Origin of the sequence: Planococcus citreus (assembly GCF_003664125.1) — a bacterium.
In the GTDB taxonomy this organism is placed as follows: domain Bacteria; phylum Bacillota; class Bacilli; order Bacillales_A; family Planococcaceae; genus Planococcus; species Planococcus citreus.
Map to the genome: position 1 here is coordinate 70,915 of NZ_RCCP01000003.1, position 25,289 is coordinate 96,203.

Consider the following 25,289-nt stretch of genomic DNA (forward strand, 5'->3'; position numbering starts at 1 on the left):
GGGGCCGACTCCGGGAGGATCAGCGAGACAATTGAGACCCTGCAAGCGAATATGCGAAAGGTATTGAGCATATTCGTTTGCGAAGCTCGAACATCGTGAGAGTTGAGCAGGCGGGGTTTTGCGTAACGACGAAGCGGCTCAATGCGAGCCCTCCGGAAAGCGTGCCCCTGCAACGCAGTCAAAAAGCGGAAGCTTTTCCTATCACTTCATTTCACATTTCTCCACAGAAAAAGCCTCCCGACATCGCCGGGAGGCTTGCTTCTATTTTATGCTTCTTGTGGGTTCAAGACTTCTTCTGTTTCCAAGCCGTGCTTTTTCTCGGTTTCTGCAACCATCAATGCACAAGCTGCGTCACCGGAAATGTTGATCGCCGTGCGTGACATATCGAGCAAACGGTCGATCCCGAGTACGAGGCCGATGCCTTCTACCGGAAGCCCGACGCTCGATAAGACCATTGCGAGCATGATCAAGCCGACGCCTGGAACTCCGGCGGTTCCGATACTGGCAAGCACTGCGGTCAAGACGACCGTCAATAATTGGCCAATCGTCAAGTCGACCATGAATGCCTGCGCGATGAACATCGTCGCGGCACCTTGCATGATTGCCGTGCCGTCCATGTTGATTGTCGCGCCGAGCGGCTGGACGAATGAACTGATCGACTTCGGTACTTTCAAGTCACGCTGCGCCACTTCCATGGAGACCGGAAGCGTGCCTGTGCTGCTGGATGTACTGAAAGCGACCGTCATGGCCGGCATAAAGGTTTTGAAAAACCAGATTGGGCTTTTCTTCGCCATGAAGTAAACGGTGCCGCCGTAGGTAAAGGCTGCATGGATCAACAAGGCGCCGATGACGACGAGCATGTAAGATCCCATCGCCTGAATAGCGGCAAGGCCCTGCGAGCCGATCGCTGTCGCAATCAATCCGAAGGTACCATATGGCGCAAAACGCATGACGATCCCGACCAGGTACATCATGATTTCATTGCCCTGTTCGACCAGGCTCAAGATGCCTTTTGTCTTATCGCCAAGCGCAGTCAAAGCAAGTCCTACAAATACTGCGAAGACGATGATCTGGAGCATATTGCCTTCGGTCATCGCTTCAAGCGGGTTTTTTGGGATGATGTTGAGCAGCGTGTCGGCAATTGACGGGGCATCATCCGGGCTATAAGTCGCGGCATCGATATCGAAATCACCTGCAGCGCCCGGCTGGACAAGTGCAGATAAGCCGAGACCAATGGTGATGGCGATAGTCGTCGTCACCAGGAAATAAGAAATGGTTTTGATGCCGATACGGCCGAGCTTAGCCGGGTCGCCAAGTCCCGCAGTTCCGAGGACGATGGATAGGAACACGAGCGGTACAACGAGCATGCTGATGAGGGCAAGGAAAATCTGCCCGATCGGCACGAAGACGTAAGGATTGAGTATTGCGAAAACTTCAGGTGCAAACAGATTTAAAAGCAGCCCCGTGATCGCACCTAAGATCAAAGCACTGATGACTTTAAAAGTTAAGCCTTTCTTTTTCTTCAATTCATCCACCAACTTTCTTGATTTAAGGAAACACATAAAAACTAGTGTAACCGAAGCGGAACAAAAGCAACAGTTTCAACAGACCTCTCTGCTTGGGAAGCAATTTCCTAAAAAACTGCAACTATTACCACAGGTCCGTCGTCTAACATGATAGAATTACGGCGAAAAGAGGTAAAAATATGGTCAAGAAAGCAGTCATCGCAGGTGGTACAGGGTTTATCGGAACGTATTTGAAAGAAAAATACGAGCGTCTTGGATACCGCGTTTACATCATTTCACGTCAATCGGAGCATATTCAATGGGACGACACACATAGCATGAAAGATGCGCTCGACGGGGCGAAATTGGTGATCAACCTTGCGGGGAAATCCGTCAATTGTCGCTACACGGAAGCGAATAAACGCGAGATTTTCAATTCGCGCACCGAGACGACCGAAGCGATCGGACGGGCAATCGAAGCGTGCAGCACTGCTCCTGAATTATGGGTCAATGCCAGCACGGCGACGATTTACCGCCATGCCGAAGACCGCCCGATGACTGAAGGCGGCGGAGAGGTGGGACGCGGATTTTCCGTAGAAGTCGCAAAAGCCTGGGAAGACAGCTTCTTTTCATTCCAACTGCCCGCCACGCGCCAAGTCGCCCTGCGCATCGCAATCGTGCTCGGTGACGGCGGTGTCATGGAACCTTATCGCAAGCTCGTGAAATATGGGCTCGGCGGAAAACAAGGCAATGGCCGGCAGATGTTCAGCTGGATCCATATCGAAGATCTGTACCGGACTGTTCGTTTCATGCAGCACCGCGATGAACTCTCGGGCGTCTTCAACGCATCTTCACCGAATCCCGTGACGAATAAAGAGTGGATGAAAGTGCTGCGGCAATCAATGAATCGCCGGACCGGTCTTCCGGCATCGAAATGGATGCTTGAAACCGGGGCTGCCGCACTTCGGACCGAGACCGAATTGATTTTGAAAAGCCGTTGGGTCGTACCGGAGCGGCTCGTGCGTGAAGGCTTCCGCTTCCGCTATCCGGGTGTCGGAAGCGCATTGGCTGACTTGAATAATTGACAGATTTACAGGCATTCAAGGGAATGTCTTTTTTTGTGCGCACTAGTGCATCAGGTAGGGTATGCTAGGGAAAGATTGATAGAAAGAGAGTGTGGGGGAAAGTAATGAGACAACGTTGGGAACCGATTCACACAGCCAAAGTATTTGTCGAAACGAATTTCCGCCATTGCCGCGGAGCGCTGCTAGCAGGAAGTGTGGTGCGCGGGCAAGAGACGGCGACGTCGGATTTGGACATTGTCGTATTCGATGAAACTTTGATGAGTTCATATCGTGAATCGATGATTTTTTATGGCTGGCCGATCGAAGTATTTGTTTATAACTTAAGTTCGTACAAGGACTTTTTTGAAAAAGACCGGAAAGCTGCGAAGCCAAGCATGCCGCGCATGGTCAGCGAAGGCATCATCCTGAAAGATTCAGGCGTCATGGAGGCCATCCAGCAAGAAGCGAAAGCCTTGCTCGAAGCAGGCCCGGAAGCATGGAGCACGGATACGATCCGCACGAAACGCTATTTCATCACCGATGTGCTGGACGATTTGCGGGGCAGCGACGACCGGAAAGAACGGCTGTTTTGCGTCAACACGCTTTCGGATTTGGTGAGCGAATTCATTTTGCGCACAGAACAAAAATGGATCGGCTCATCCAAATGGGTCATCCGTTCACTTGAAGCGCATGACCACGAACTGGCCGTCCGGTTTGTCGAGGCATTCGAGCATTTTTACCGGACCGACGAAACGGCACATATTATCGAATTTGTCGAAAGCGTGCTCGAGCCTTACGGCGGCCGCTTATTTGACGGGTTTTCGATCGGGAAAGCGGAAGCTGAGAGGAATACGGAGAAGCTTTAAAATTGCAGTTTAAAAGAATTTAGATTTTGGCTCTGATAAAGTTGAGAGTTGATATTGCCTAAAAAAGAGGTCCTCCAATATATAAAAGCACTCATTCGTGTCCATACCATATGATGAAATTGAAATAAAATCTGGATTTCATACACATCTAAGGGAGGAGCAATCATGGATCAGTCATTCATTCAAACGAGAGAAAAGTTGATCAGTTTGTTAAGAGATTTAAATGATTACGAGTTAAACACTGCTACGGTACTTGGAGGTTGGACGGTTGCACAGGTGGTCGAGCATCTGGCAGTGGCTGAGGTGAATTTTATCGGACTGGTGGAAAACGCCGTGCAGCAAAAACAAATAGGTCATGCTGAGGAGAAAGATTTCTCCATCGTGCGGGACCGTTCAGTGAAAATGAAGGCACAGCAGGAGCCCTCCACTGTCCACAGGAATGCAGAAGACTGCATCAAAATGCTGCAAAACTCAAGAAACGCAACCGAAGCTTTTTTAAATGAGAACGAATACATCGAACGATATGTCGTGTTCCATCCTCGATTTGGAGATATTCCTGCCAACAGTATTTTCACTCTCATAGCCGAGCATGAACGACGCCACATTGAGCAGATTGAAGAGGTTTTGGAGGCTATCAAGTAAGTCATACGTCCAGCGCTTAAGGCCAACCCAAAGCCGGGCGGCGAATACTATTAAGAAGAAAAACTGAACATCAAAACTATTCCAATCTAAAACTCTCACGATCTACTTTATTCAATATAGTAGAAACACTAGTGCATAACAAAACCGCCCAGACGGATCTGGGCGGTTCTTTTAATACATTTCCAAACGTTGCAATTCCTGCCCATCGGCATCGAGCAATTGGAGCGGGATGGGGCGTTCTTCAGGTGCGTTTTCGATAAACCACACCGCTTTTCCGGCAAGCCCCGTTTCTTCCAGTAATTCGGTCGGGAAGCGCTCGCCCAACAGCAAGTGATCGGCCGGCATTTCGCCAATCTGGACGTGGCGTCCGTCAGCAGGATCAAATAATCCGTAGACAAAGCCATCTTCGTGACTTACGTAATTATTGATCCGGTTAGGGTCATCCATTGAAGGGATGGTGCCCTCGGTTTTCTGTTCGAGACGCCAGCCGAACCAGGATTCTGTGGCAGTCGCCGCCCCGAAATTATCATTGCCGCGGATGTAGAAAAACAAGGCGCGGCCGTTTAATTCATAGACCGGCGTCAAGACGAGATCATCGTCGCCATCGCGCACTGCTTGTTGTGCGGTATCGACTGTATCCGAACTCCACACGAGCGCGATGATCAACGCTGCGGCGAGCACTAGGCCGATCAATACGAGCATGCGTTTTTGGATTAAGTTTTGCAGGGTCATCCGTAATTTCCCCTTCCGTCTCACGATGCTTCCATTATACGGTATTTCATGGAATAGGGGGAAATGAAAAACCGCCCGGATGAACCCGGGCGGTTTTATCAGTCTTTTTCGGTCAAGAACGTGATGACCGCAAACAATAAGAACGCTAGCAGCAAAATTGTGCCGCCTGCGATGAAGAAAATCAAGACGAAAGTATCGTTCATATTGAACGGATTCAAGTTATAGAACCACATGCCGGCGGTTAGCCCGACTGCACCGATCATCGCGAAAAAGCCGTGGATGGTGACGAGCTTTTTGTACTTGACCGTGTATAAGCGGTAGAACACGCCCCAGGCAAAAACCGATAGCCAGCCGACGAGCAAAATATGTGCGTGAATCGGGCGCAGCGCATAATCCATCTGTCCCGCCATATGCGATCCGAGATACGTCCCGATAAATCCGAAGATGGCCGAAAACTGGATCAAGCGCAAGCTCCATTTTTTCTCTAAAGAATTATTGCGCGGTGTAGCTGTGTTATTCATGAAAATCCTCCTATAGCTTTAGGGCGCCGCGGCGAACTGAGCCGCTGGAACATCCCTGAGTTCGTATGACTGTATCATACCGCACGAATATAAACGCTATATGAACGGGGCGTGACAGAACATCGACAATTTTCTTTACTGCACGTCGCTTTCTGGCAAGGGTTCAGCGAGGTTGTGATTATGCGCTTTGTCCTTCAAGCCTTTGGCGAGCCGGTAGATGATCCAAGCGGTGAGCAACGTACTGATAGCCATGATGATAATATTGGCGACCGCTTTCGCTTCAATGTCGGCAGCCGTCGTTACGATAAACCAATCGATTGCGAAAAACTCGTCGATCGGCACATAAATCGATAACGCCGCCAGCGCATTATTGAGCATATGAAACAGGATCGGCAGCAATAAATTGCCGGTGCGCAAATACAATAGTGACGCGATGATGCCGAACAAGAACGCGCCGACAAAATCGAGATGCAATACGCCGAACAATAAACTCGAAATCAAGATGCCGCCCCACATCGAAGTTTTCGCCGCGAAGCGTGTCAAGAACACGCCGCGGAAGACGAATTCCTCTACAATTGGTGCGAGAATCACCAGCGTCAGCAACGTGAAATATTCATATCCGACACCACCCGGCGTTTCGATCGGCGCGAGCAATAATTCCGCAAGCCATGGAAACGCCGGATAAAGAATCGCGAGCTGCAGCCAGAACATCGCCAGCGAAAACGCAATAGACACGAGCACCATGCCGAGTATGCCAGGAAGCCATGGCTTGATGCCCTTGGTAGTCAAGACTTCACTGAACGACCAATCGGGGTTCTTGCTCCAATAATAATGAAAGAAAAAGTACGGGACAACAATATAAAAGGCAATCTGCACCGCGATTTCGGTCGTTACGGGATCCGCGCCAATCAGCATGAAAATAATCAAGGTCGCGATGACGCCGAGGATAGTGAAGAGAATCAAATAACGCGATTTCATTTCAGCGAACATAAATGGCCTCCTTTTCTTCCTTAATTATACGGAAGATGGGGCGGTTTGTTTCATTATGAATGCGATTCTTCGTTTTAAATGTTAGTATTCCGCAAAATTACTATGAAAAGCTTTGCTCAACTCTCGGTACACTCGAGCATCGCAAACGAACAGACGAAGCAATACTTCGTCTATTCGTTTCCTGCGGGCGAGCGCCAAGCCTCCTCAGTCGCTTCGCGCCTTGCGGGGTCTCGGCTATCTCGCTTTCCCGCGGGAGTCTTCGCAATTTTGCTCCATACCTTGAACTGTCTTTGTAAGAGTGTATAAGGAATATTTATACCGGCTGTTGTTGAACAAAGAAGGCCTCGATTTCTAGTTTTCAAACCCCTAATCCAAAAATTACCGTATTGAAGCAAGCGGTTTCAGGGTAAGATGGTAAAAAGGGCTAAGGAGACGGAGGGGTAGCAATGGGGAAAAGGAAGCTGTGGATGATCGGGGTTGGCACGGTGCTTACGCTTGCGGCGTGTTCAGACGAGGAAGCGGAAGTGCCAGTGCCGGAAGAAACGGAACCGGAGACGGTCGCATCACCGGAACCGCGTGCAGAAGAATTCATGGAATTGTGGCAAGCGGGCGCATACGACACGCTGTACGAAGAGTTTTTGACGGAGCGTGCCAAAGAAGCATTCGGCGAAGAGACGTTCATTGACTGGCAAGTGGAACTTGAAGAGCAATTGTCGCTGTCGGAGCGCGACATCGATTGGCAATTGGGCGAAGAACCGTGGCTGAAAAACGAGCCGGCGGACATTCCGTTGACTATTTCAATGGACAGCGTCATCGGCGAGATCGAATTCAACAAGACGCTGAGCTTTGTTTACGAGGAGACGGAAGAAAACGAAGACGGTGAATGGTTTGCGGAATGGGATCCATCTTTCATTTTGCCGAATCTATCTAAAGACGATAATGTATCCGTGCAAATCAGCGATACCGAGCGTGGCGAAATCGTCGACCGCAACGGCAGCGTCATCGCTGGCAATACGGATGCCTACGAAATCGGCGTCGTGCCGGGGAATTTTGACCGCGATGATTACACGGAGCGGCTCGCCGGGCTTTTGGATTTGTCCGTCGAAGACATTGACGCAGAACTCGAAAAGCCGTGGGTCGAACCGCATCATTACGTGCCGCTCGGAACCGTGGGGCCGGACCGTGAGAAATTAAACAGGCTGTTTGCGATTCCCGGAACAAAACGCACGAAAGTGAAAATGCGCGATTACCCATACGGCGAATCGCTGGCGCATTTGACTGGCTATATCGCGCCGATCACGGCTGAACAGTTAGAAGAGCGCAGCGGGCAAGGCTATGGCCAAGGCGACATCGTCGGGCGCGAAGGCTTGGAAGAGATTTTCGAAACCGAGTTGCGCGGAAAACGCGGCGGCAAGATCTTGATTGAAAAGACCGCCCAAAACGAAACGATCACCGCCGTCGATAACTCCTCGGCAGCCGGGGAAAAGATTACACTCACGATTGACGCCGATCTGCAGCAGGAAGTCTATCAAGAAATGGGTGGGGAACCGGGCACTGCCGCTGCGGTCGATCCGTACACAGGCGAGACGCATGTATTGGTCAGTTCGCCAGCTTACGACCCGAATGATTTCATTCCAGGAATTAAGGAAAGCCGTTTCCGCGAACTCACGGATGATCCCGGCCAGCCGTTCTTCAACCGGGCGGCTGCGACTTATCCGCCGTCTTATGTGATGCAGCCAATCACGGCGGCCGTTGCCATGAAAGAAGGGACGCTGGATCCCGCGGAAGGCATCGAAATTGACGGAGAGACGTGGCAGAAATACCCGTCTTGGAACGATTTCCGCATCACCCGTCCGAATCCGGGTGTTAAAAACCCGATCGACTTGGAAAAAGCGCTCGTCCATTCCGATAGCATCTACTTTGCGATCCAAGCGACCAATATGCAAGACGATAGCTTCTTAACAGGCTTGAATGAATTCGGCTTCGGCACAGCCTTTGACTATCCGGTGCCGATTACGGCTTCGCAAATTTCGGAAAGCGGCACGTTCGGCTCGGAAGGACAACTCGCGAGTTCCGCCTCCGGACAGAGCCAAGTGCGCGTCAACATCCTCCATGCCGCAGCCATGTACGGCACCTTTTTAGCTGACGGCGAAATGAAAAAACCGATTCTTTTAGGAGACGCGGAGGAAGAAAACTTGAAGCAAGAGCTCCTCAGCCCAGAGCAAGCGGAATTAGTCCGCGCCGCATTTGTTAAAGCCGGAGAAGAAGACGGCCACGAGCTTGCCGGCAAGACAGCTGTCATCAAGACCGATGACGGCGACATGGGCTGGTTCGCGGGCTACGACCCGAAAGTCGGCAATTTATCCGCGGCGGTCATGATGGAAGATGAGGAAGATGCGGCGTCCATTGCCAGCGAATTGTTCAGTGATGACTAACCAGGGAGAGGTAGACATGAAAAGCTTTGCCACGCATGACGAACAGCTCGCGATCTTGAAAAGCCGTGGACTCATTGTAGAAGACGAAGCGGCCGCAAGACGCGTGCTGTCGCGCGACAATTACTACGCGCTCATTGACGGCTACAAGGAACCGTTCCTGGAGCGCGATGAGACAAAAAACCCGTACGGTGAAGAACTGTACGAAGCTGGGACGACGTTCGGTCATATCCTTGCGCTGTACCAATTCGACCGCAAGCTGCGTTTGCTGGTGCTCGGGGAATTACTGAAGTTCGAGCGCAGCATCAAATCCAAGCTAGCGTACCGGTTTTCCGAACGCTACCCGGAAGTCGACAGCTTCCTCGACAACCAGAACTACAGCCCGGACGACATCCATTTCCATGAACGCGACCGTATCACGGCGACGCTCAATAATTTGATCGAAAGCCACAGGAAGCGCCACCGCGTGCGCTATCCGGAGCTTCGCGAGTTTTATGAAAAGAACAAGAACTTGCCGCTCTGGGTGCTCGTCAATTTCCTGTCACTCGGCCAGATCACGAACTTTTATACGGTTATCGACCAAGACTTGCGTACGCGAATCGCGCAGGATTTCGCAGACGACGCAGGCGAATACGACATCACACTGAGTGCAGCGGAACTCGACGAGGTCCTGTCGATCGCGTTTCCGTTCCGCAATAAGGCAGCGCATGAAGAAGTGCTGTATTCGTTCCGGTTAAGGTCACCGCTTGAACTGGGGAAACTCGAAGCGCAACTGCATCAGGAAAAAGGCTATATCACTCGTGGGACGACGGCGTCACTGATCAAATTGTTGAAAGTGGTGTCGCCACCGGATGAGTACGAGTCATTCACCCGGGAGTTGTTGGAATTGATACGCGAGTTGGAAGAAGTTTTGCCGGAAAGACCGTATGTGATAGTGATGAGAGAATCTGGATTTCGCTTATAAATTATGAGTTTAAATTTATTCAGTTCTAAGGATGATAATAAATTCAATAGACGGAAAAACTTCTTTCTATAATAAAGAAAATGCTTAAATTATGAAAAGCCTGCCAGAAAATCAATTGATTTTCTGGCAGGCTTTTATTTATTTCATCTATATAACTTGTCAAAAGAGAAAGTATATCGCCCATCTTTTACTTTATGGGAGAAATAGCTCGCATTTTATTTACATAATGTCCAATATAATATTTTTTTAATAAGTTAGAATTATTTTATAATTTTAATTTTAAATTTTGACTGGGGGGAGAAAGATGAAGGGGATGGAAGAAAATGAAGACTGGCGGTTTAAGGTTGCCAATCGGGAAGCATTAATCGGAATAGCATTAGCTATTTTCAATTTTATCTGGTGGTTTGGTTTTGCTTATGGTTTAGGATCAAGGCCGGTAGAAGAATATACGTATGTTTTCGGACTACCAAGTTGGTTCTTCTATAGTTGTATTGTAGGGTTCATCACGATTGCCATATTAGTTATTTTAGTCGTTCGCTTTTTCTTCAAGGAAGTGCCGTTTACAGAAGAGGGGGATGAGGTATGAATTGGCCGGTAATAATTCCAATGCTAGTATTTCTTGTGATTATATTCTTTATCGGGATTTGGTCTAGCCGAAAAACAGCAGCTTCTGGCGATGGCTTTATTCAAGATTACTTCCTTGGCGGTAGAGAGCTAGGCGGATTTGTTCTAGCGATGACTATGGTAGCAACTTATGGAAGCGCTTCCAGTTTTCTTGGAGGACCAGGTACAGCTTATACGATGGGCTTTGGATGGATTCTTTTGGCCATGTCTCAGGTAGTGACCGGCTATTTCGTGTTAATGATTCTAGGGAAGAAGTTCGCCATTCTAGCAAGGCGTTATAACGCAATCACTTTAGTGGATTTTTTGAAGATGCGTTACCAAAGCACAGCAGTGGTCTTACTATCTGCTTTTGCGATTATTGTCTTCTTATTTTCCGCAATGGCTGCCCAGTGGATTGGAGGAGCCCGGCTTGTCGAATCATTGACAGGGATTTCTTATAATACCGCATTGTTCATATTTGCCATTTCAGTATTAGTCTACGTAACAATCGGTGGATTCCGTGCAGTAGCTGTTACAGATGCGGTGCAAGGCGCCGTTATGGTAGTAGGGACCTTCGTTCTTCTTGTAGCTGTAATCATTGCGGGAGGCGGTATCCCTAACATTATAGGAGATTTAGTCAGCGAGAACCCGAATCTAATCACCCCGTATGGGAATGAAGGAAATCTATCGAAAGCATATGTATCTTCCTTCTGGATTTTAGTCGGGGTTGGAGTGGTTGGCTTGCCGCAAATTGCAGTTCGTTCTATGTCTTATAAAAGCTCTGTTTCTATGCACCGCGCGTTGATTATCGGAACCATCGTCACAGGGATCATTATGCTCAATATGCATTTAATCGGGGTCTTTGCACGGCCGATCCTTCCAGGTATTGAAGTAGGAGATACCGTAATTCCACTCATTTCGATGGAAGTGTTGCCGGCATGGCTAGCTGGGATTGTGCTTGCTGCACCAATGGCTGCCATTATGTCGACAGTGGATTCGTTGCTGATCTTGGTCAGTTCGACTGTAGTAAAAGATGTGTATTTAAACTACATCAAACCGGATGCATCCATGAAAACCGTTAAACGGGCAAGCTTCGGAGTAACGGCAGTTCTTGGAATTATCGTTTATATGTTGGCGCTGAACCCGCCGGATCTGTTGATCTTCTTGAACCTTTTCGCTTTCGGTGGTTTGGAAGCTGCATTCATTTGGCCGATCGTCATGGGGCTTTATTGGAAATACAGCAATAAATATGGGGCCATTGCTTCGATGATTATGGGGATATCGAGCTATGTCGGTCTACATTTCTATAATCAGGCGAATGGCAATTTGTTCGGGCTTCATACAGTAGCGTTGCCAGTTCTTCTATCGTTTTTAGCATTTGTAGGAGGAAGCCTGGCATTTGAACGAAAAGCACATAGCTTTAAACAAGCGAGAAAGGAGCAATTAAAACATGAATACGCGACTGAAGAGTGATTCTTATACAAGGGATCGTAAAGCCGTAATTGACTTGACACAGAAACTGGTACAGATTCCGAGTGTTTATAGAGGTGAAGGTGTAGAAGGAGGCAACGAGGAGAAAGTAGCGAATTACGTCGCTGATCATCTGAGGGAAATTGGAATTGAAACACATATAGAAGAAGTCGTTCCTGGACGGCCGAATGTAATCGGCATCATTGATTCTGGAAAGCCAGGAAAAACATTGTTGTTTGAAGGGCACACGGATGTCGTGACGGAAGGAGATCGAAATGCTTGGAAATACGATCCATTCGGGGCGGAGATTGTGGAAGGACGAATGTATGGCCGAGGCACGAATGATACGAAAGGAAACCTGGCGTGTATGATTACAGCGGTCCACTCGATTTTACAAGATGAAGAAGAATTCAGCGGCAAAATCATCTTGTGTATTCCTTGTGATGAAGAAGGCCTCATGCTTGGTATCAAACATTTCATAAAGCAAGGGTGGGCAAAAGGTGTCGATGGTGCCATTATCTGTGAGCCGGAAGAAAATAATGTATGCATCGCGCAACGTGGGGCCATTCGTTTACAAGTTGATTTTCACGGAAAAATGGCCCACGGCGCAATCTCTTGGAGCGGCATCAATCCGAATTGGCGCTTGGCACGTTTCATTACGGAAATAGAAAAACTTGAAAAGGCTGAGACAAAACGCCTCGGGGAAGACCCTTATCTAAGATGGCCTTCGATAACCCCGACGATTATCCAGTCCCCTGTAACTGGAGATGCACAGATTAATGTCATCCCTGACCATTGCCGCTTGACGCTCGATATTCGCACGGTACCGGAGCAAAATCACGACGTATTGCTCCAAACAATCGAAGGAATCGTTTCCGATATGAAAGCGGAGGATTCGGATTGCCGGATCGATTTAACGGTACTCGATAATCGCCCACCCACCGCAACAGCTAAAGAAGATGCAGTGGTAAAGGCAATCTATGGCGCGGTCGAGGAAATTACCGGCAAGGAACCTATTTACAACGGGGTGCCAGGAGCGACGGATGGAACTTTCCTGCACATGGAGGGCATCCCTATTGTCACCATTGGTGCTGGAGATCGTGAAATTCCTCACCAACTCAATGAATATGTAGACATTGAAGAACTCGCTGAGACTACGGCCATCTTTAAAGAAGCCGCACTTCGATTCTTGAATGGGCGGGTGTAAACAGAATGGGGTCATATAAAATTGCTATCATCGAAGGAGACGGTATCGGAAAAGAAGTAATGGCGCAGGCATTGCGCATATTGCGCGAACTGGAACAGTTGGAACCAGAAATTTCATTTCAGTTAGAACAATTGGATTGGAGTTCGGATTATTACTTGGAGCACGGACGCATGATGCCCGAGAATTGGCGGGACATTCTGATGCCGCAAGATGCCATTTTGTTTGGGGCCATTGGAGACGCTCGAGTTAAAGATGAAGTGACCATCTGGGAGTTGATCATGCCGATCCGCAAGGAATTCCGCCAGTATATCAATTACCGGCCAGTTCAATCATTGCCGAATATCGCTTCTCCGCTGGAAGACAAAACAGGAATTAATTTTTCGATCTTCAGGGAAAATGCCGAAGGGGAATATTCGAATAGCGGTGGCCGAATGTTTAAAGGGGAGTCATCGGAAATGGCGATTCAAAATACAATCATGACCCGTAAAGGAATTGAGCGAATCACTCGTGCAGCCGGAGAGTATGCCAGAAAACATGGGAAGTGCAAAGTGACGAGTGCTACAAAATCGAATGCGATCATTCATACGAACACATTATGGGACGAATGTGTAGAGCGCGTCATGCGCGAGGAATTTCCGGAACTGGAATTAGAGTCGTATTATATCGATGCTTTGGCTGCTTATTTCGTCCAGCGTCCGAAAAGCTTTGAAGTGGTGCTCGCTTCTAATCTATTCGGTGATATTTTATCAGATCTCGGGTCAGGGATAGTCGGTGGCCTGGGCTTATCGCCTTCAGGGAATATCAATCCTGAAAAAGACTATCCATCCATGTTCGAACCAGTCCATGGCTCTGCTCCGGATATAGCAGGGTTGGGAATCGCTAATCCGATAGCTCAGATTTGGTCAGCTGCTTTACTGCTAGAGCATATAGGAGAAACAGAAGTTGCAGGCAAAGTGATTAACGCGATACAGGCAGTGCTGGAAGAGAACCGTGTATTGACAAAAGATATCGGCGGGCAAGCGACAACAGAGGAAATGGGCACAGCCATTATCGAAAAATTGAACGCACAATACACATAAAGGGCGTGTGGAAATGGAATTGAGTGAAAAAGTAGTGGTCGTCACCGGTGCTGGTGGCGGGATGGGAAAAGCTATCAGCGAAAAGCTATTAGCGGAAGGTGCACGTGTGATTGGGATGGACTTGAAAGAAGAATCGATGAAAGACCAGGATCATTCACAATTCACGGCTGTGGCCGTTGATATTTTGGATGAAGAAGCGGTAGCAGGTGCTTTTGCGGAAGCTCATAAACAATCTGGAAAAATAGACGGTCTAGTGAACGCCATCGGAATGGCTCAGTCTGCATCTCCAATAGAAGACGTTTCCCTAGAGCTTTGGCATAAGTTGATGAACGTTAACGTCACGAGCTTGTTTCTTACTTCTAAAGAGGCAGCCAAGTATATGAAAAAGCAAAATCAAGGATCCATTATAACGATTGCTTCTATTTCAGCCGTCCGTCCAAGACCCGGCCTTCAGGCATATATCGCTTCAAAAGGAGCAGCAGAAAGTTTTTCACGCGCATTGGCGATCGAACTTGCACCGCATGGAATCCGGGTGAACACGGTACATCCCGGCCCGACAGACACGGGCATGCTCGGACAGTTTGCTGCATCGGGAGCGGATGTGGAAACAACAAAAAAACAAATTTTCGCCGATAGTGTGCCAATGGGGAGGCTCGTGGCCCCTAGTGACATTGCAGAATCAATTTCCTATCTAATATCAGATAGAGCGGCGATGGTGACCGGAGCAGTCCTTCATGTGGATGGAGGTAGAGGCTTATGAGTAAAGAGGAGATGAATTCCGAAAAAGTTCAACGGATTCCACTCTTAATAGATGGACAATGGATCGGAGAAGAGCGTGAAGATGTCTATTCTGTTTATGCCCCAGCCAATGGGCATAAGTTAGCGGAAATTGTAAGGGGCAATGGACAAGATGTGGAACGGGCAGTTCAAGCCGCGCAGACAGCATTTGAAAGTGATGCCTGGCAAAATATTAAACCGTTCGAGCGCGGGCAATTGCTCGTCCGTTTGGCGCAGCATATCCGTGACCATCGCGATGAATGGGCAGCGCGTGAATGCCAAGACGTTGGCAAGCCTTTGAGCCAAGCATACGCAGATGTAGAAGCGGCAGCGCGTTACTTCGAATTTTATGGTGGCGCAGCTGATAAAGTGGCAGGGGAAACCATCCCGATAGAAAATGGGCTTTTAAATGTCACGGTATTGGAACCTGTGGGCATCACCGTCCATATCGTTCCATGGAATTATCCACTGCAAATTATTGCGCGAAGTGTGGGTGCAGCTCTTGCCACCGGAAATGCCGTCATCGTAAAAAGCGCTGAAGATACACCTTTATCTGCCCATGCGCTTGCAGAATGGTTTGCTGCTAGTGAACTGCCGAGGGGAATTTTTCAGCATCTTACAGGGTTAGGGCAGGAAGTCGGAGCGCCTCTTGTAGCGCATCCAGGCATAAACCATGTAACGTTCACTGGATCGGTTCAAACCGGTATCTCAGTCATGAAAGCAGCTGCAGAAAATGTGGTTCAATCAACATTGGAACTGGGGGGCAAATCACCGAACATTGTCTTCGCTGACGCTGATTGGAACAAAGCAGTCGAAGGGGTTACGCGGGCAATCATACAAAATGCCGGGCAGACTTGCTCGGCTGGCTCAAGACTATTGATTGAAGAAAGCTGCAAAGCAGAGTTCTTAGACAGGCTACGCCAAAAATTCGAATCGCTTCAAGTAGGCCCGGGTGAAAGAGATACCGATATTGGACCGATTTTAAATGAAAAACAATTTAAGCAAATAATGGCACGCATCGATGAAGCGAAACAGCAAGGAAAGATCATTGCCGGGGGACGTGCAGTCAATCCTGAGGGTGGAAAAGGTGGATTCTATATTGAACCGACGATCATCGATGGTTTAGAGCCGCATTGTTCTGTGGCACAAGAGGAAATTTTCGGCCCCGTACTGTCTGTTTTCACTTTTAAGTCAGCTGAAGAAGCAATCAATTTAGCTAACAGTACGGATTACGGACTCGTTGCTGGAGTTTGGACAAAAGACATAGACGTTGCTCACACTGTCGCTGCGAAAGTAAAGGCTGGACAAGTATTTATCAATAATTACGGAGCGGCGGGTGGCATTCAAATGCCATTTGGCGGTTACAAAAAAAGCGGAATCGGACGGGAAAAAGGCTTCGTCGCGCTCCGTAATTACTTGGAAATCAAAAATATAGCCGTGAAGTATGGAAATTAGAAGATGAATTCTCAAGCGGACGATTTGGTACGGATTATAGCAAAATCCGATAGGCTTTCACTGCACTTTCAAGAGCTAAGCGGTTCGCTGGTGCCATGAAATCCGCTCCAAGAATCATTTCCAACTTTTCGAGTCGGTGGTAAAGTGTCTGCCGAACAATAAATAGGCGTTCGGCAGTATCTTTTTTAGAACCATTGGATTCAAGGTAAACGGCTAAGGTTTCAAATAAATTGCTGTCCATTTTATTATCGTATTCAAAAATCGGAGCTAAATAACTGTCGGCATATGTTCTTAAAAAATCAGGGTCCTTAATTTCCAATAATATTTTATAGAGTCCAAGGTTTTCATAAAAAGGCGATTCCGCTACTCCTTTTTGACACATTTCCTCGACTTTCAATGCTTCGGCATAAGCTTTATTGGCTTGAGAGAACGCCTGGTATACCGAACTGATGCCGAATTGGCATAACTGGCCATCGATATAATTGCTGCCATTCATTTCCCGGATTTGCTCAATTGCTTGAAGTGACCTGCTTTTCTCTTCCTTCACCCGATTGTCTGCCAAAAAACAAGCAATTGCGGTAATGCTGTTCTTGCTGCAGGAAAGAGCAGGAAAAAAGCCACAGCGCTTCAGCAGGGTCCGGATGCTCATCAAACGCTGAAGTTTGATTTCTTCCCAATCGCTCGGGTGGAGGTTCTTTTCAGAGATAGCTAGTTGAATATGGAAAATCCGGTAATACATATTCTTACTTGGGACTGGAACAAAGGTTTGCAGGTCTTCATCATCTACAGGACGTCCATTGATCAGGTTGCGAACAAAGTCATCTTCGTTGTTTTGTTTACGCTCCTCGATGGTCCGATCCCTCAACAGAATTTGGGCAATAGCGAGTGCCGCGCGGTCAAGGATGAGGAAGGCAAAATCTTCTGGAACTGCCTGGCTTCTTTGAAGACACAGATGTCCGAGAACTTGGCCAAGGCCCTCTACCGGGAGTATCGCGAACGATTGCCCACCCACGGCAAGAGAATTTGGCTCTGCGTAATGGCCTGAGGACTGTTCCAATAAAAGGCGTATTTGGGTTTCCCACACTTTGCTTTCAGAAGGATAATAATAGAGTTTTGGTTTTTCGGTTATAAAAATAGCACTTTGCTTGAAGAAATGATTCAATTCTTGAAGAATTTTCAGGATTCCATTATGCGTTAAGGACAATGAGTTAAATTTTCGGGACATAGTATCCAATTGCGAAAGCATTTGATGATGTTGATTGATGATATATGTATGTAAATCCTGTGTGATATCAACAAACCGGACTTTCTTTTCGAAGATGATAATCGGAAATGCGTGAAAATCCGCCAACTTGATGATTTCCTCAGGGATTTCTTCGAAATAGGGGCCAATTTCAATGCACAAACAAGAGACATGGCGATCGATCAATTTTTTTACGTAATGAAATTGAGTCATTAGGTCAAGCTGAAGGCCCACACCTGTGGTTAAAATGAGTTCACCCCCGTTAATCAGAGAATCTAAATCCTGCACTTCAAGGACGTGGGACCACTTCACTTCCCGGTCCAAGCCCTCGTGGCCAGCAATTAACCGTGCACCTTGAAAAGATTTTCTTTCCAGCACATGCCGGATTGTTAACGTTAATTTCTCCATTATGTTGGCCTCCATAAAGTAAAATTTTCCGTACGTGCGTTTGACAAAATGTTAATTGAAAGTAGACAGAATTATTTGTAAAGTACACTAAGTAGTTTAAAGAATTACGTGGCAAAAGACAATACGCATGAGACAGGAGGAAGTAAAGATGACTACAGTAGATACAGAAAAGAAAACTTTGATGAACTTCATCGGTGGACAATGGGTAAAATCAAATACAGACGAATATGAAGAAGTGCCAAATCCGGCAACAGGTGAATTGTTAGCAGAAGTGCCCATTTCGACTTTTGAGGATTTGGAAACTGCGGTCGCTTCAGCTAAAGAAGCTTTCTCTACGTGGAAAAAAACACCGGTGCCGCAACGGGCGCGGATCATGTTCAAATATCAGCAGTTGCTCGTGGATCACTGGGATGAGCTGGCGACGATAATTACGAAAGAAAACGGCAAAAACTTCAATGAAGCTTACGGAGAAGTGCAGCGGGGCATCGAATGTGTCGAGTTCGCTGCAGGAGCACCGACTTTAATGATGGGGCAGCAATTGCCGGACATTGCAACCAATGTAGAATCAGGCATGTACCGATATCCGATCGGTGTAGTAGGGGGCATCACGCCGTTCAATTTTCCGATGATGGTGCCATGCTGGATGTTCCCATTGGCAATTGCCAGCGGAAACACATTCATCCTAAAGCCTTCTGAACGGACGCCTTTACTTGCCAACCGCCTGGCAGAACTGTTTCAAGAAGCCGGATTGCCAGATGGTGTTTTCAATATCGTCCATGGTGCACATGATATTGTTAATGGCATTTTAAGCCACCCCGATATTCCAGCCGTTTCGTTCGTTGGCTCCCAGCCGGTCGCTGAGTATGTCTATAAAACAGGTACCTCTCATGGCAAACGGGTCCAAGCACTGGCGGGAGCGAAGAACCATACAATTGTCATGCCGGATGCAGATATGGATTTGACGATTACGAATGTCATCAACGCTTCCTTCGGTTCTGCTGGAGAGCGCTGCATGGCTTGTGCAGTCGTGGTCGCTGTAGGAGATGCCGCGGATGAACTGTCGAAAAGGCTAGTAGCAGAAGCTGATCAAATGACGATAGGCAATGGACTCGATCAAGATGTTTTCCTAGGTCCGGTGATCCGCGATTCCCATAAAAAGAAAACGCATGCTTATATTGAATCAGGTATTGAAGAAGGGGCGACTTTACTGCGGGACGGCCGAGGAGACCAAAGTCCTGAAGGCGGCTATTTTGTCGGACCGACCATCTTTGATGAAGTTACAGAAAACATGAAGATTTGGAAAGAAGAAATTTTTGCCCCGGTTCTTTCGATTGTACGAGTGGAAACCTTGGATGAAGCCATCGAGTTAACCAATCAATCCGATTTTGCGAACGGCGCATGCTTATTCACTGATAGCGCAAAAGCAATCCGCAAGTTCAGGGAAGAGATAGATGCCGGAATGCTCGGAGTCAATTTAGGTGTCCCTGCCCCAATGGCTTTCTTTCCTTTCTCGGGCTATAAAAAATCATTTTATGGAGATTTGCATGCAAATGGACGCGATGGGATTGAATTTTACACCCGCAAAAAGATGGTAACAGCCCGTCATGCGTTCTAAATGAAAAGGGAGGCACGTGCAATGAAGTCAGCAAAAGAAAAGGCACTCACTTTAGCGGAAAAAGACAAGGAAAACCTATGGCATCAAATCTCCTCATATAATGAAAAAAAGCGCCCAATGGTCGTGGAAAAGGGAGCGGGCGCGTGGATTACTGACCACGAAGGCAATCGTTACCTGGATGGGATGTCGGGTCTTTGGTGTGTCAATGTCGGATATGGACGGACGGAGTTGGCTGATGCAGCGGCAGAACAAATGAAAAAGCTGGCGTATGTCCCGATGACGCAAAGCCACGAACCAGCCATTCTTCTCGCTGAGAAACTGAATGAGTTGCTGGGCGGAGAGTATAAAATCTTCTATTCCAATAGCGGTTCCGATGCAAACGAAGTAGCGTTCAAGCTGGTGAGGCAATATCATCAGCAAAACGGAGAACCTTCACGCTTTAAATTCATTTCCCGCTACCGTGCATATCACGGAAGTTCCATGGGCGCTTTATCGGCAACAGGCCAAGCGTTACGCAAGTATAAATACGAACCCCTGTCGCCAGGCTTTTTGCACGTCGCCCCACCTGACAATTACAGGCGGCCTCCAGGGCAATCGGTTGAAGATTATAACCTTCAGCGTGCCCAGGAATTTGAAGAGAAGATTATTTGGGAACAAAAGGAGACCATCGCGGGTATCATCATGGAGCCGCTCATTACAGGAGGCGGCATTTTGATCCCGCATCCGGTCTATGTCAAGAAAGTACAGGAAATCTGCAAACGGCACGGGGTTCTGCTCATCATAGATGAAGTGATCTGTGGGTTTGGAAGGACCGGGAAAGCTTTTGGCCATCAACATTTCAACATCAAGCCCGACATCATCACAATGGCAAAAGGAATGACCAGTGCGTATTTGCCGCTTTCCGTTACGGCAATCCGCAAAGACATCTACGACCAATTCGATACCGAGGAAGAAAACAGCCACTTCCGGCACATCAATACATTTGGGGGCAATCCCGCAGCTTGTGCCGTCGCGCTGAAAAACATTGAAATCATTGAACGCGAGAGCCTGATAGAACGTTCCAGTGAACTCGGGGAGCGCTTGTTGAAAGAGTTGGCGAATTTAACAGACCATCCGTACGTGGGTGATGTGCGTGGCTTAGGGTTTCTGCTGGGCATTGAACTGGTGGAAAATAAAGAAACAAAAGAACCGGCAACAGCTGAACGCGTAGCCAAGATTATAAACGGCTGCAAAGAACACGGCCTGATCATTGGGAAAAACGGGGACACGGTGGCTGGATTCAATAATGTACTGACAATCAGCCCGCCGTTATCGTCTACAGATGAAGACTTTGAATTTATCGTGGCGGTTCTTCAAAAAGTGTTCAAAGAAAATGAATGAGTCGAATAAAGTTTGGCACAAAAAAGCCCACCAGGAAATCGATTGATTTCCTGGTGGGCTTTCATCTGTTAACTCATGTTATTAATGTTGTTCAGCGTTTTGGCTATAGTTCGGGCTTTTCTGCGGTTTCACGTTGCGTTCGATTTTCGGACGCGTAATCGAGAATACCGCACAGCCAAGCGCAACGAGTACAATAACCGCGCCGACCCAAGCAGTGCTGGTGACTGAGCCGGTTTGCGTCAAGGTGAGGCCGCCGACTGCAGATCCGAGCGCGATGCCGACTTGCAGCGCCGAGTTATTGAAGCTCTGCTGAATGTCGGATGTGGCCGGATCGGTTTCGATCAAATAGCTTTGTTGCGGTGGGGCAAGTGCCCAGCTGAGCGCCGCCCAAATGACCATTACCGGCAAGAAGATGACGAGCGAGAAAGTCGTGAACGGAAGAACGAACAAGCTGACGGCGAACGCCGAGATGACGATCAAGATGCTCTTTTTCGAACCGATTGAATCGGACAAGGTGCCGCCTATCGCGCCACCACTCACTGCCGCGATGCCGAAAATCAAATAACAAGCGCTGACCCAGAACGGGCTAAGTTGCATGGTCGTTTCCAAAAACGGCGTGAAGTACGCATAAACGGTGTAATGCCCGGCGAGCATGAACAGCGTCGCGAGGTGGGCGGTGCCGATTTTCGCACTCGCGACCGCTTTTAATTGCTGTTTAAGCGGAATCGCCGTGCCTCCAGGAATCGGCTGGATGTAAAGCGCGATCAAGGCCATCGAACCGAGTGAAAGTGCTGCGATCGCAAGGAAAATGACGCGCCAGCCAAATGCATCGGCAATCAAAATGCCAAGCGGAACGCCGAGCACGAGCGACGAGCTGATCCCCATAAAGATCAGGCCGATCGCTTTCGCGCGGTAAGGCGGCTCAACGATTTTCGCGGCAATCGTCAGTGATAAGACAACGATGAGCGCCGTACTCGCCGCGGTGATAACGCGGGCAATGACCATCCACGTGAAGTCCGGGCTGAAGAAAGTCATGATGTTTCCGAGGAAAAAGATGAACATGGAAATCAAATACACTTTCTTGCGCTCGAAGCGACTGGTTGCAATCAGCAACACCGGTCCGGCGACCGCGTAAATCAAAGCGAACAAAGTGATCAATTGACCGGCAGCGCTCACCGACACATCGAACTCTTCGGCAATGGTCGGCAAGATGCCGCCGACGATCAGTTCGACAAGCCCGACAGCCACGGTGGCCAAGGCTAAAATATAAACTTTCAAATTCATAACATACGCTTCCTTTCATATATACAAGTTTTACTGTTTGGCACCCTTTAATGGATAAGTTACATTACTATTACATTCACCAGATATTCCGCAAAACAGCTGGCTTTCCGGGGGGCTCGCGCTGAACTAATTCGGGCTATATGCCCGAATGGATTTCAGCACTTCGCTGGTCCCCCAGGAGTCTGCGCCGTTTTGCTCCATATCTTTGCTTGTAAACTAAGCGTTCTTCTCATTTCTAGGCTTTGTAAGCTCAACTTGTAGAAGTATCGTCAGAAAATAAAAAAATCCTGATTACAGAAAACGAAAGATCGCTTTCTGTAATCAGGATTTTTCGGTTCCTGGTAGAGACCCTTAAGCCGTATTCTTAAGGTTATACAGATAGATTATGGGGGTTATTCACTTTGAACAGCTTACTATATAAACAGGGTTTATGCAAGAGAATATACAACGGACGTCAGACCTCTTGATAAGTCGAAACCTTTTCAAGGAACAGCCGTATACTTCATTACAATGGAAAATACGGCAAAATAAGAAAGGGTGGAGACGATGAAATCGACAGGGCACGTCTTTCTCATGCTCGGGTTCATCTTTTTGATTTTAAGTTTCACGGGCGATATGTCGCCTGCGCTCGGCATCGCGTTCATGGCGCTTGGCATTATCTACAGCTCTGAAAACGCCGATAAAAAAGCGAAAAAGTCAAAAGGCAATTCTTAAGATTTTCCACTATTTCCAGCCAATAGCTAGTCACTTTCAGCGAAAGCCTGTATCGTAGATGATAACAAATCTACCGATACCGGCTTTTTTCATTTCAAAACGGATAGGGGAATACAGATGAACATACTCGTAGTCGAAGACGACCGGACGATCGCTTCCGGCCTGACATATTCTCTCGAACAAGAAGGCTTCACCACGGTGTTATGCCACACGGCAAAAGACGCCACCGCAGCAATCGAAGGGCAGCTCTCGGCAATCGATTTATGCCTCTTCGATTTGTCCTTGCCAGATGGCAGCGGCTATGACCTATGCGCGCTTGTGAAAAAGAAAAGCGACATTCCGGTCATTTTCCTGACGGCGTTCGACGATGAAGTGAATGTCGTCATGGGGCTCGATATGGGAGCGGACGATTACATCACCAAACCGTTTCGTGTGCGTGAACTCCTGTCGCGCATCAATTCGGTGCTGCGTCGCTACCAGCGCAATGCGCAGCCGAAAACCATCGTTGAACTGGGCGATGTGCACATCAACACATCGGACGGCAAAGTCCATAAAGCGGGCAATGAAGTTCTCCTCACTGCGCTCGAATATCGCTTGCTGCTCATTTTTGCGAATCACCTCGGCCAAGTGCTGACGCGTGCGCAATTGCTCGACCGCATCTGGGACGTCGGCGGCGATTTCGTCAACGACAATACGCTGACGGTCTACATCAAACGGCTGCGTGAAAAACTGGAAGACGATCCTGCAAGCCCAGAACTCATCAAAACAGTCCGCGGCATGGGCTATAAGGCGGGTGAGTAAGGATGCTCCGCAATCGTGAAATCCGCTGGCTGCTGGTTGTACTTATCACAATCAGCACACTTGGCACGATTCTCTCTGCCATTTTCATTTCTTATTCCGCGGCGTGGTTCGTGCTCGGCGTATCGCTACTGCTCAGCGCAACAGCACTCATTTTCACTTGGTGGCGCTATAGGGAAATCGAGCGCTTGTCCGGTTTCCTCCAGCAAATCAGCAGCGGCGATTTTCAGCTCGATGTGCGCGACAACCGCGAAGGCGAGCTGAGCCTCTTGAAAACACAAATCTACAAAGTGACGAAAATGCTGTCGGAACACGGCGCGCTTCTGACTGAAGACAAAGGCAAGCTGACGAACGCCATTTCGGATATTTCCCATCAATTAAAAACGCCGCTCACCTCGATGATGGTCATGGCGGATCTGTTGCGCGACAACGAGTTGGATGACGCGAAACGTAGCGAATTCATCCGCAACCTCCACGTCCAACTCGAGCGCATGGACTGGCTCGTGTCGTCACTATTGAAACTATCGAAGATCGATGCCGGCACGATTCATTTCAAAAGAGACCGCATCCCGGTTTGGGCACTCATCGAAAAAGCGGTCGAACCGCTGCTTATCCCGATGGACATCAAAATGCAGGAGCTCGAGATCGAAGGAGATCGGGAAGCGGCATTTACGGGCGACCTCAACTGGACGACAGAAGCACTCATCAATATTTTGAAGAACTGCGTCGAACATACCGGGGAAGGTGGCAAGCTCACCATTCGCTATAGCGAAAACGCACTGTACACTGGTGTTCGCATCGAAGACAACGGCAGCGGCATTTCTAAAAAAGATTTGCCGTACATTTTCAAACGCTTCTATAAAGGCGAAAACGCCGGCGATGACTCGGTCGGCATCGGCCTCGCGATGGCCTATAGCATCGTCACCAGCCAAAGCGGCGACATCGAAGTCGCAAGCACGCCGAATGAAGGCACCCGCTTCCATATCAAATTCTACAAGCAGGTGATTTAGCGCCTGCTTTTTTCTGTGGAATGAAAAAACAGAAACTCCGCATCCGTGGAATTTCTGCTCAACTTTTTCAATTAAAATTAACGGTTATCCGGACGTGCTATTAAACCACCAAACGACGAGCGCCAAACTAACAACGCCCCAAGCAGTAACGCTCCATACCCACCAAACCATGTGCTTGGTATCTCTTGAAGCTTCCTCGCTGTCCGGGTGTGCTTTAACATGCGCGAGCTTCGTCTCCATTCGTTTTTTCATTAAAAGGAATACAAGCAATCCGATGAGAATGAAACCGATCATAAACCACAATAAAAAATCCACGTTTTGCCCCTCCTCTATAATAGGTGAGTTGTTTCACTGTAAACCTGTGCAAACAAACTGAGCTTAATAGGAGTTTTGATAATTAAATTGTAACATGAAATCAAAATCTGGAAATTGCCTTCCACTTCAAGTGAGCTAGAACAGACCTTTATCGAATTTTCCTTAAGTGACTGGATTGTCACTTGAAAGTCACCGGGCAGTCATCATACGCCGTT

At 48.1% G+C, this 25,289-nt stretch carries 23 protein-coding genes and 1 riboswitch; of the genes, 16 read left to right on the forward strand and 7 right to left on the reverse strand.

Annotated features, from left to right (window positions below):
- Nucleotides 1-266: 266 nt before the first annotated feature.
- Nucleotides 267-1,526: a dicarboxylate/amino acid:cation symporter gene (locus tag DFR62_RS10620; protein WP_241663086.1), complete on the reverse strand. Its 1,260-nt coding sequence runs from the start codon at nucleotides 1,524-1,526 to the stop codon at nucleotides 267-269.
- Nucleotides 1,527-1,705: 179 nt separating this feature from the next.
- Here DFR62_RS10620 and DFR62_RS10625 point away from each other — a divergent pair, with 179 nt between their 5' ends.
- From DFR62_RS10625 to DFR62_RS10635, 3 genes are all read left to right on the forward strand, one after another.
- A complete protein-coding gene (locus tag DFR62_RS10625) occupies nucleotides 1,706-2,590 on the forward strand; it encodes a TIGR01777 family oxidoreductase (protein WP_121300355.1) in 885 nt (294 codons plus the stop codon).
- A 104-nt stretch (nucleotides 2,591-2,694) separates the two neighbouring features.
- Nucleotides 2,695-3,435 (forward strand): nucleotidyltransferase domain-containing protein, encoded by a 741-nt coding sequence (locus DFR62_RS10630; protein WP_121300356.1) that lies wholly within the window; start codon nucleotides 2,695-2,697, stop codon nucleotides 3,433-3,435.
- A gap of 165 nt (nucleotides 3,436-3,600) precedes the next feature.
- Entirely contained in the window at nucleotides 3,601-4,077 is a 477-nt protein-coding gene (locus DFR62_RS10635) for a DinB family protein (protein ID WP_121300357.1), read from the forward strand.
- Nucleotides 4,078-4,248: 171 nt separating this feature from the next.
- On the opposite strand, the gene DFR62_RS10640 is transcribed toward DFR62_RS10635, so the two are convergent.
- The 3 genes from DFR62_RS10640 to DFR62_RS10650 all read right to left on the reverse strand — a co-directional run bounded on the left by DFR62_RS10640 (nucleotide 4,249) and on the right by DFR62_RS10650 (nucleotide 6,320).
- Nucleotides 4,249-4,809 (reverse strand): hypothetical protein, encoded by a 561-nt coding sequence (locus tag DFR62_RS10640; RefSeq protein ID WP_121300358.1) that lies wholly within the window; start codon nucleotides 4,807-4,809, stop codon nucleotides 4,249-4,251.
- A 98-nt stretch (nucleotides 4,810-4,907) separates the two neighbouring features.
- Nucleotides 4,908-5,330: a hypothetical protein gene (locus tag DFR62_RS10645; protein ID WP_121300359.1), complete on the reverse strand. Its 423-nt coding sequence runs from the start codon at nucleotides 5,328-5,330 to the stop codon at nucleotides 4,908-4,910.
- Between the two features lie 135 nt (nucleotides 5,331-5,465).
- Nucleotides 5,466-6,320 carry a CPBP family intramembrane glutamic endopeptidase gene (locus tag DFR62_RS10650; RefSeq protein ID WP_121300360.1) on the reverse strand — a complete coding sequence of 285 codons (855 nt, stop codon included), beginning with the start codon at nucleotides 6,318-6,320 and terminating at the stop codon, nucleotides 5,466-5,468.
- Nucleotides 6,321-6,766: 446 nt separating this feature from the next.
- Here DFR62_RS10650 and DFR62_RS10655 point away from each other — a divergent pair, with 446 nt between their 5' ends.
- The 8 genes from DFR62_RS10655 (at nucleotide 6,767) to DFR62_RS10690 (ending at nucleotide 16,307) form a co-directional block, all read left to right on the forward strand.
- Nucleotides 6,767-8,755 (forward strand): penicillin-binding transpeptidase domain-containing protein, encoded by a 1,989-nt coding sequence (locus DFR62_RS10655; protein WP_121300361.1) that lies wholly within the window; start codon nucleotides 6,767-6,769, stop codon nucleotides 8,753-8,755.
- A 16-nt stretch (nucleotides 8,756-8,771) separates the two neighbouring features.
- Nucleotides 8,772-9,716, forward strand: coding sequence for an Abi family protein (locus DFR62_RS10660; protein WP_121300362.1), 945 nt, complete (start codon nucleotides 8,772-8,774; stop codon nucleotides 9,714-9,716).
- Nucleotides 9,717-10,020: 304 nt separating this feature from the next.
- Complete coding sequence (locus tag DFR62_RS10665) at nucleotides 10,021-10,302, forward strand: YhdT family protein (protein WP_404467088.1); 282 nt, start codon at nucleotides 10,021-10,023, stop codon at nucleotides 10,300-10,302.
- Nucleotides 10,299-11,792, forward strand: a complete 1,494-nt coding sequence (panF, locus tag DFR62_RS10670) for a sodium/pantothenate symporter (RefSeq protein ID WP_121300363.1) — start codon at nucleotides 10,299-10,301, stop codon at nucleotides 11,790-11,792. The genes DFR62_RS10665 and panF overlap by 4 nt, the downstream gene beginning before the upstream one ends.
- A complete protein-coding gene (locus DFR62_RS10675; protein WP_121300364.1) occupies nucleotides 11,770-12,996 on the forward strand; it encodes a M20 family metallopeptidase in 1,227 nt (408 codons plus the stop codon). Before panF ends, DFR62_RS10675 begins: the two co-directional genes overlap by 23 nt.
- Before the next feature lie 5 nt (nucleotides 12,997-13,001).
- Complete coding sequence (locus DFR62_RS10680) at nucleotides 13,002-14,075, forward strand: isocitrate/isopropylmalate dehydrogenase family protein (RefSeq protein WP_121300365.1); 1,074 nt, start codon at nucleotides 13,002-13,004, stop codon at nucleotides 14,073-14,075.
- 13 nt (nucleotides 14,076-14,088) lie between these two features.
- Nucleotides 14,089-14,835: an SDR family NAD(P)-dependent oxidoreductase gene (locus tag DFR62_RS10685; RefSeq protein ID WP_121300366.1), complete on the forward strand. Its 747-nt coding sequence runs from the start codon at nucleotides 14,089-14,091 to the stop codon at nucleotides 14,833-14,835.
- Complete coding sequence (locus tag DFR62_RS10690) at nucleotides 14,832-16,307, forward strand: aldehyde dehydrogenase family protein (RefSeq protein WP_241663085.1); 1,476 nt, start codon at nucleotides 14,832-14,834, stop codon at nucleotides 16,305-16,307. Before DFR62_RS10685 ends, DFR62_RS10690 begins: the two co-directional genes overlap by 4 nt.
- A gap of 34 nt (nucleotides 16,308-16,341) precedes the next feature.
- Here DFR62_RS10690 and DFR62_RS10695 read toward each other — a convergent pair whose 3' ends face one another.
- Nucleotides 16,342-17,958 (reverse strand): PucR family transcriptional regulator, encoded by a 1,617-nt coding sequence (locus DFR62_RS10695; protein WP_121300367.1) that lies wholly within the window; start codon nucleotides 17,956-17,958, stop codon nucleotides 16,342-16,344.
- A 148-nt stretch (nucleotides 17,959-18,106) separates the two neighbouring features.
- Between DFR62_RS10695 and DFR62_RS10700 the strand changes: the two genes are divergently transcribed.
- Nucleotides 18,107-19,573, forward strand: coding sequence for a CoA-acylating methylmalonate-semialdehyde dehydrogenase (locus DFR62_RS10700; protein WP_121300368.1), 1,467 nt, complete (start codon nucleotides 18,107-18,109; stop codon nucleotides 19,571-19,573).
- A gap of 21 nt (nucleotides 19,574-19,594) precedes the next feature.
- On the forward strand, nucleotides 19,595-20,953 hold the full coding sequence (locus DFR62_RS10705; RefSeq protein WP_121300369.1) for an aspartate aminotransferase family protein: 1,359 nt from the start codon (nucleotides 19,595-19,597) through the stop codon (nucleotides 20,951-20,953).
- 81 nt (nucleotides 20,954-21,034) lie between these two features.
- Here the strand turns inward: DFR62_RS10705 and DFR62_RS10710 are convergent, their stop codons facing one another.
- Nucleotides 21,035-22,237, reverse strand: coding sequence for an MFS transporter (locus tag DFR62_RS10710; protein ID WP_121300370.1), 1,203 nt, complete (start codon nucleotides 22,235-22,237; stop codon nucleotides 21,035-21,037).
- A gap of 298 nt (nucleotides 22,238-22,535) precedes the next feature.
- Nucleotides 22,536-22,635, reverse strand: a riboswitch (purine riboswitch).
- Nucleotides 22,636-22,783: 148 nt separating this feature from the next.
- Between DFR62_RS10710 and DFR62_RS17370 the strand changes: the two genes are divergently transcribed.
- The 3 genes from DFR62_RS17370 to DFR62_RS10720 all read left to right on the forward strand — a co-directional run bounded on the left by DFR62_RS17370 (nucleotide 22,784) and on the right by DFR62_RS10720 (nucleotide 24,759).
- On the forward strand, nucleotides 22,784-22,951 hold the full coding sequence (locus DFR62_RS17370; protein ID WP_158290798.1) for a hypothetical protein: 168 nt from the start codon (nucleotides 22,784-22,786) through the stop codon (nucleotides 22,949-22,951).
- 117 nt (nucleotides 22,952-23,068) lie between these two features.
- Nucleotides 23,069-23,752 carry a response regulator transcription factor gene (locus DFR62_RS10715; RefSeq protein ID WP_121300371.1) on the forward strand — a complete coding sequence of 228 codons (684 nt, stop codon included), beginning with the start codon at nucleotides 23,069-23,071 and terminating at the stop codon, nucleotides 23,750-23,752.
- Between the two features lie 2 nt (nucleotides 23,753-23,754).
- Entirely contained in the window at nucleotides 23,755-24,759 is a 1,005-nt protein-coding gene (locus DFR62_RS10720) for a sensor histidine kinase (protein WP_121300372.1), read from the forward strand.
- A gap of 84 nt (nucleotides 24,760-24,843) precedes the next feature.
- Here DFR62_RS10720 and DFR62_RS10725 read toward each other — a convergent pair whose 3' ends face one another.
- Nucleotides 24,844-25,074: a hypothetical protein gene (locus DFR62_RS10725; RefSeq protein WP_121300373.1), complete on the reverse strand. Its 231-nt coding sequence runs from the start codon at nucleotides 25,072-25,074 to the stop codon at nucleotides 24,844-24,846.
- Nucleotides 25,075-25,289 lie beyond the last annotated feature (215 nt).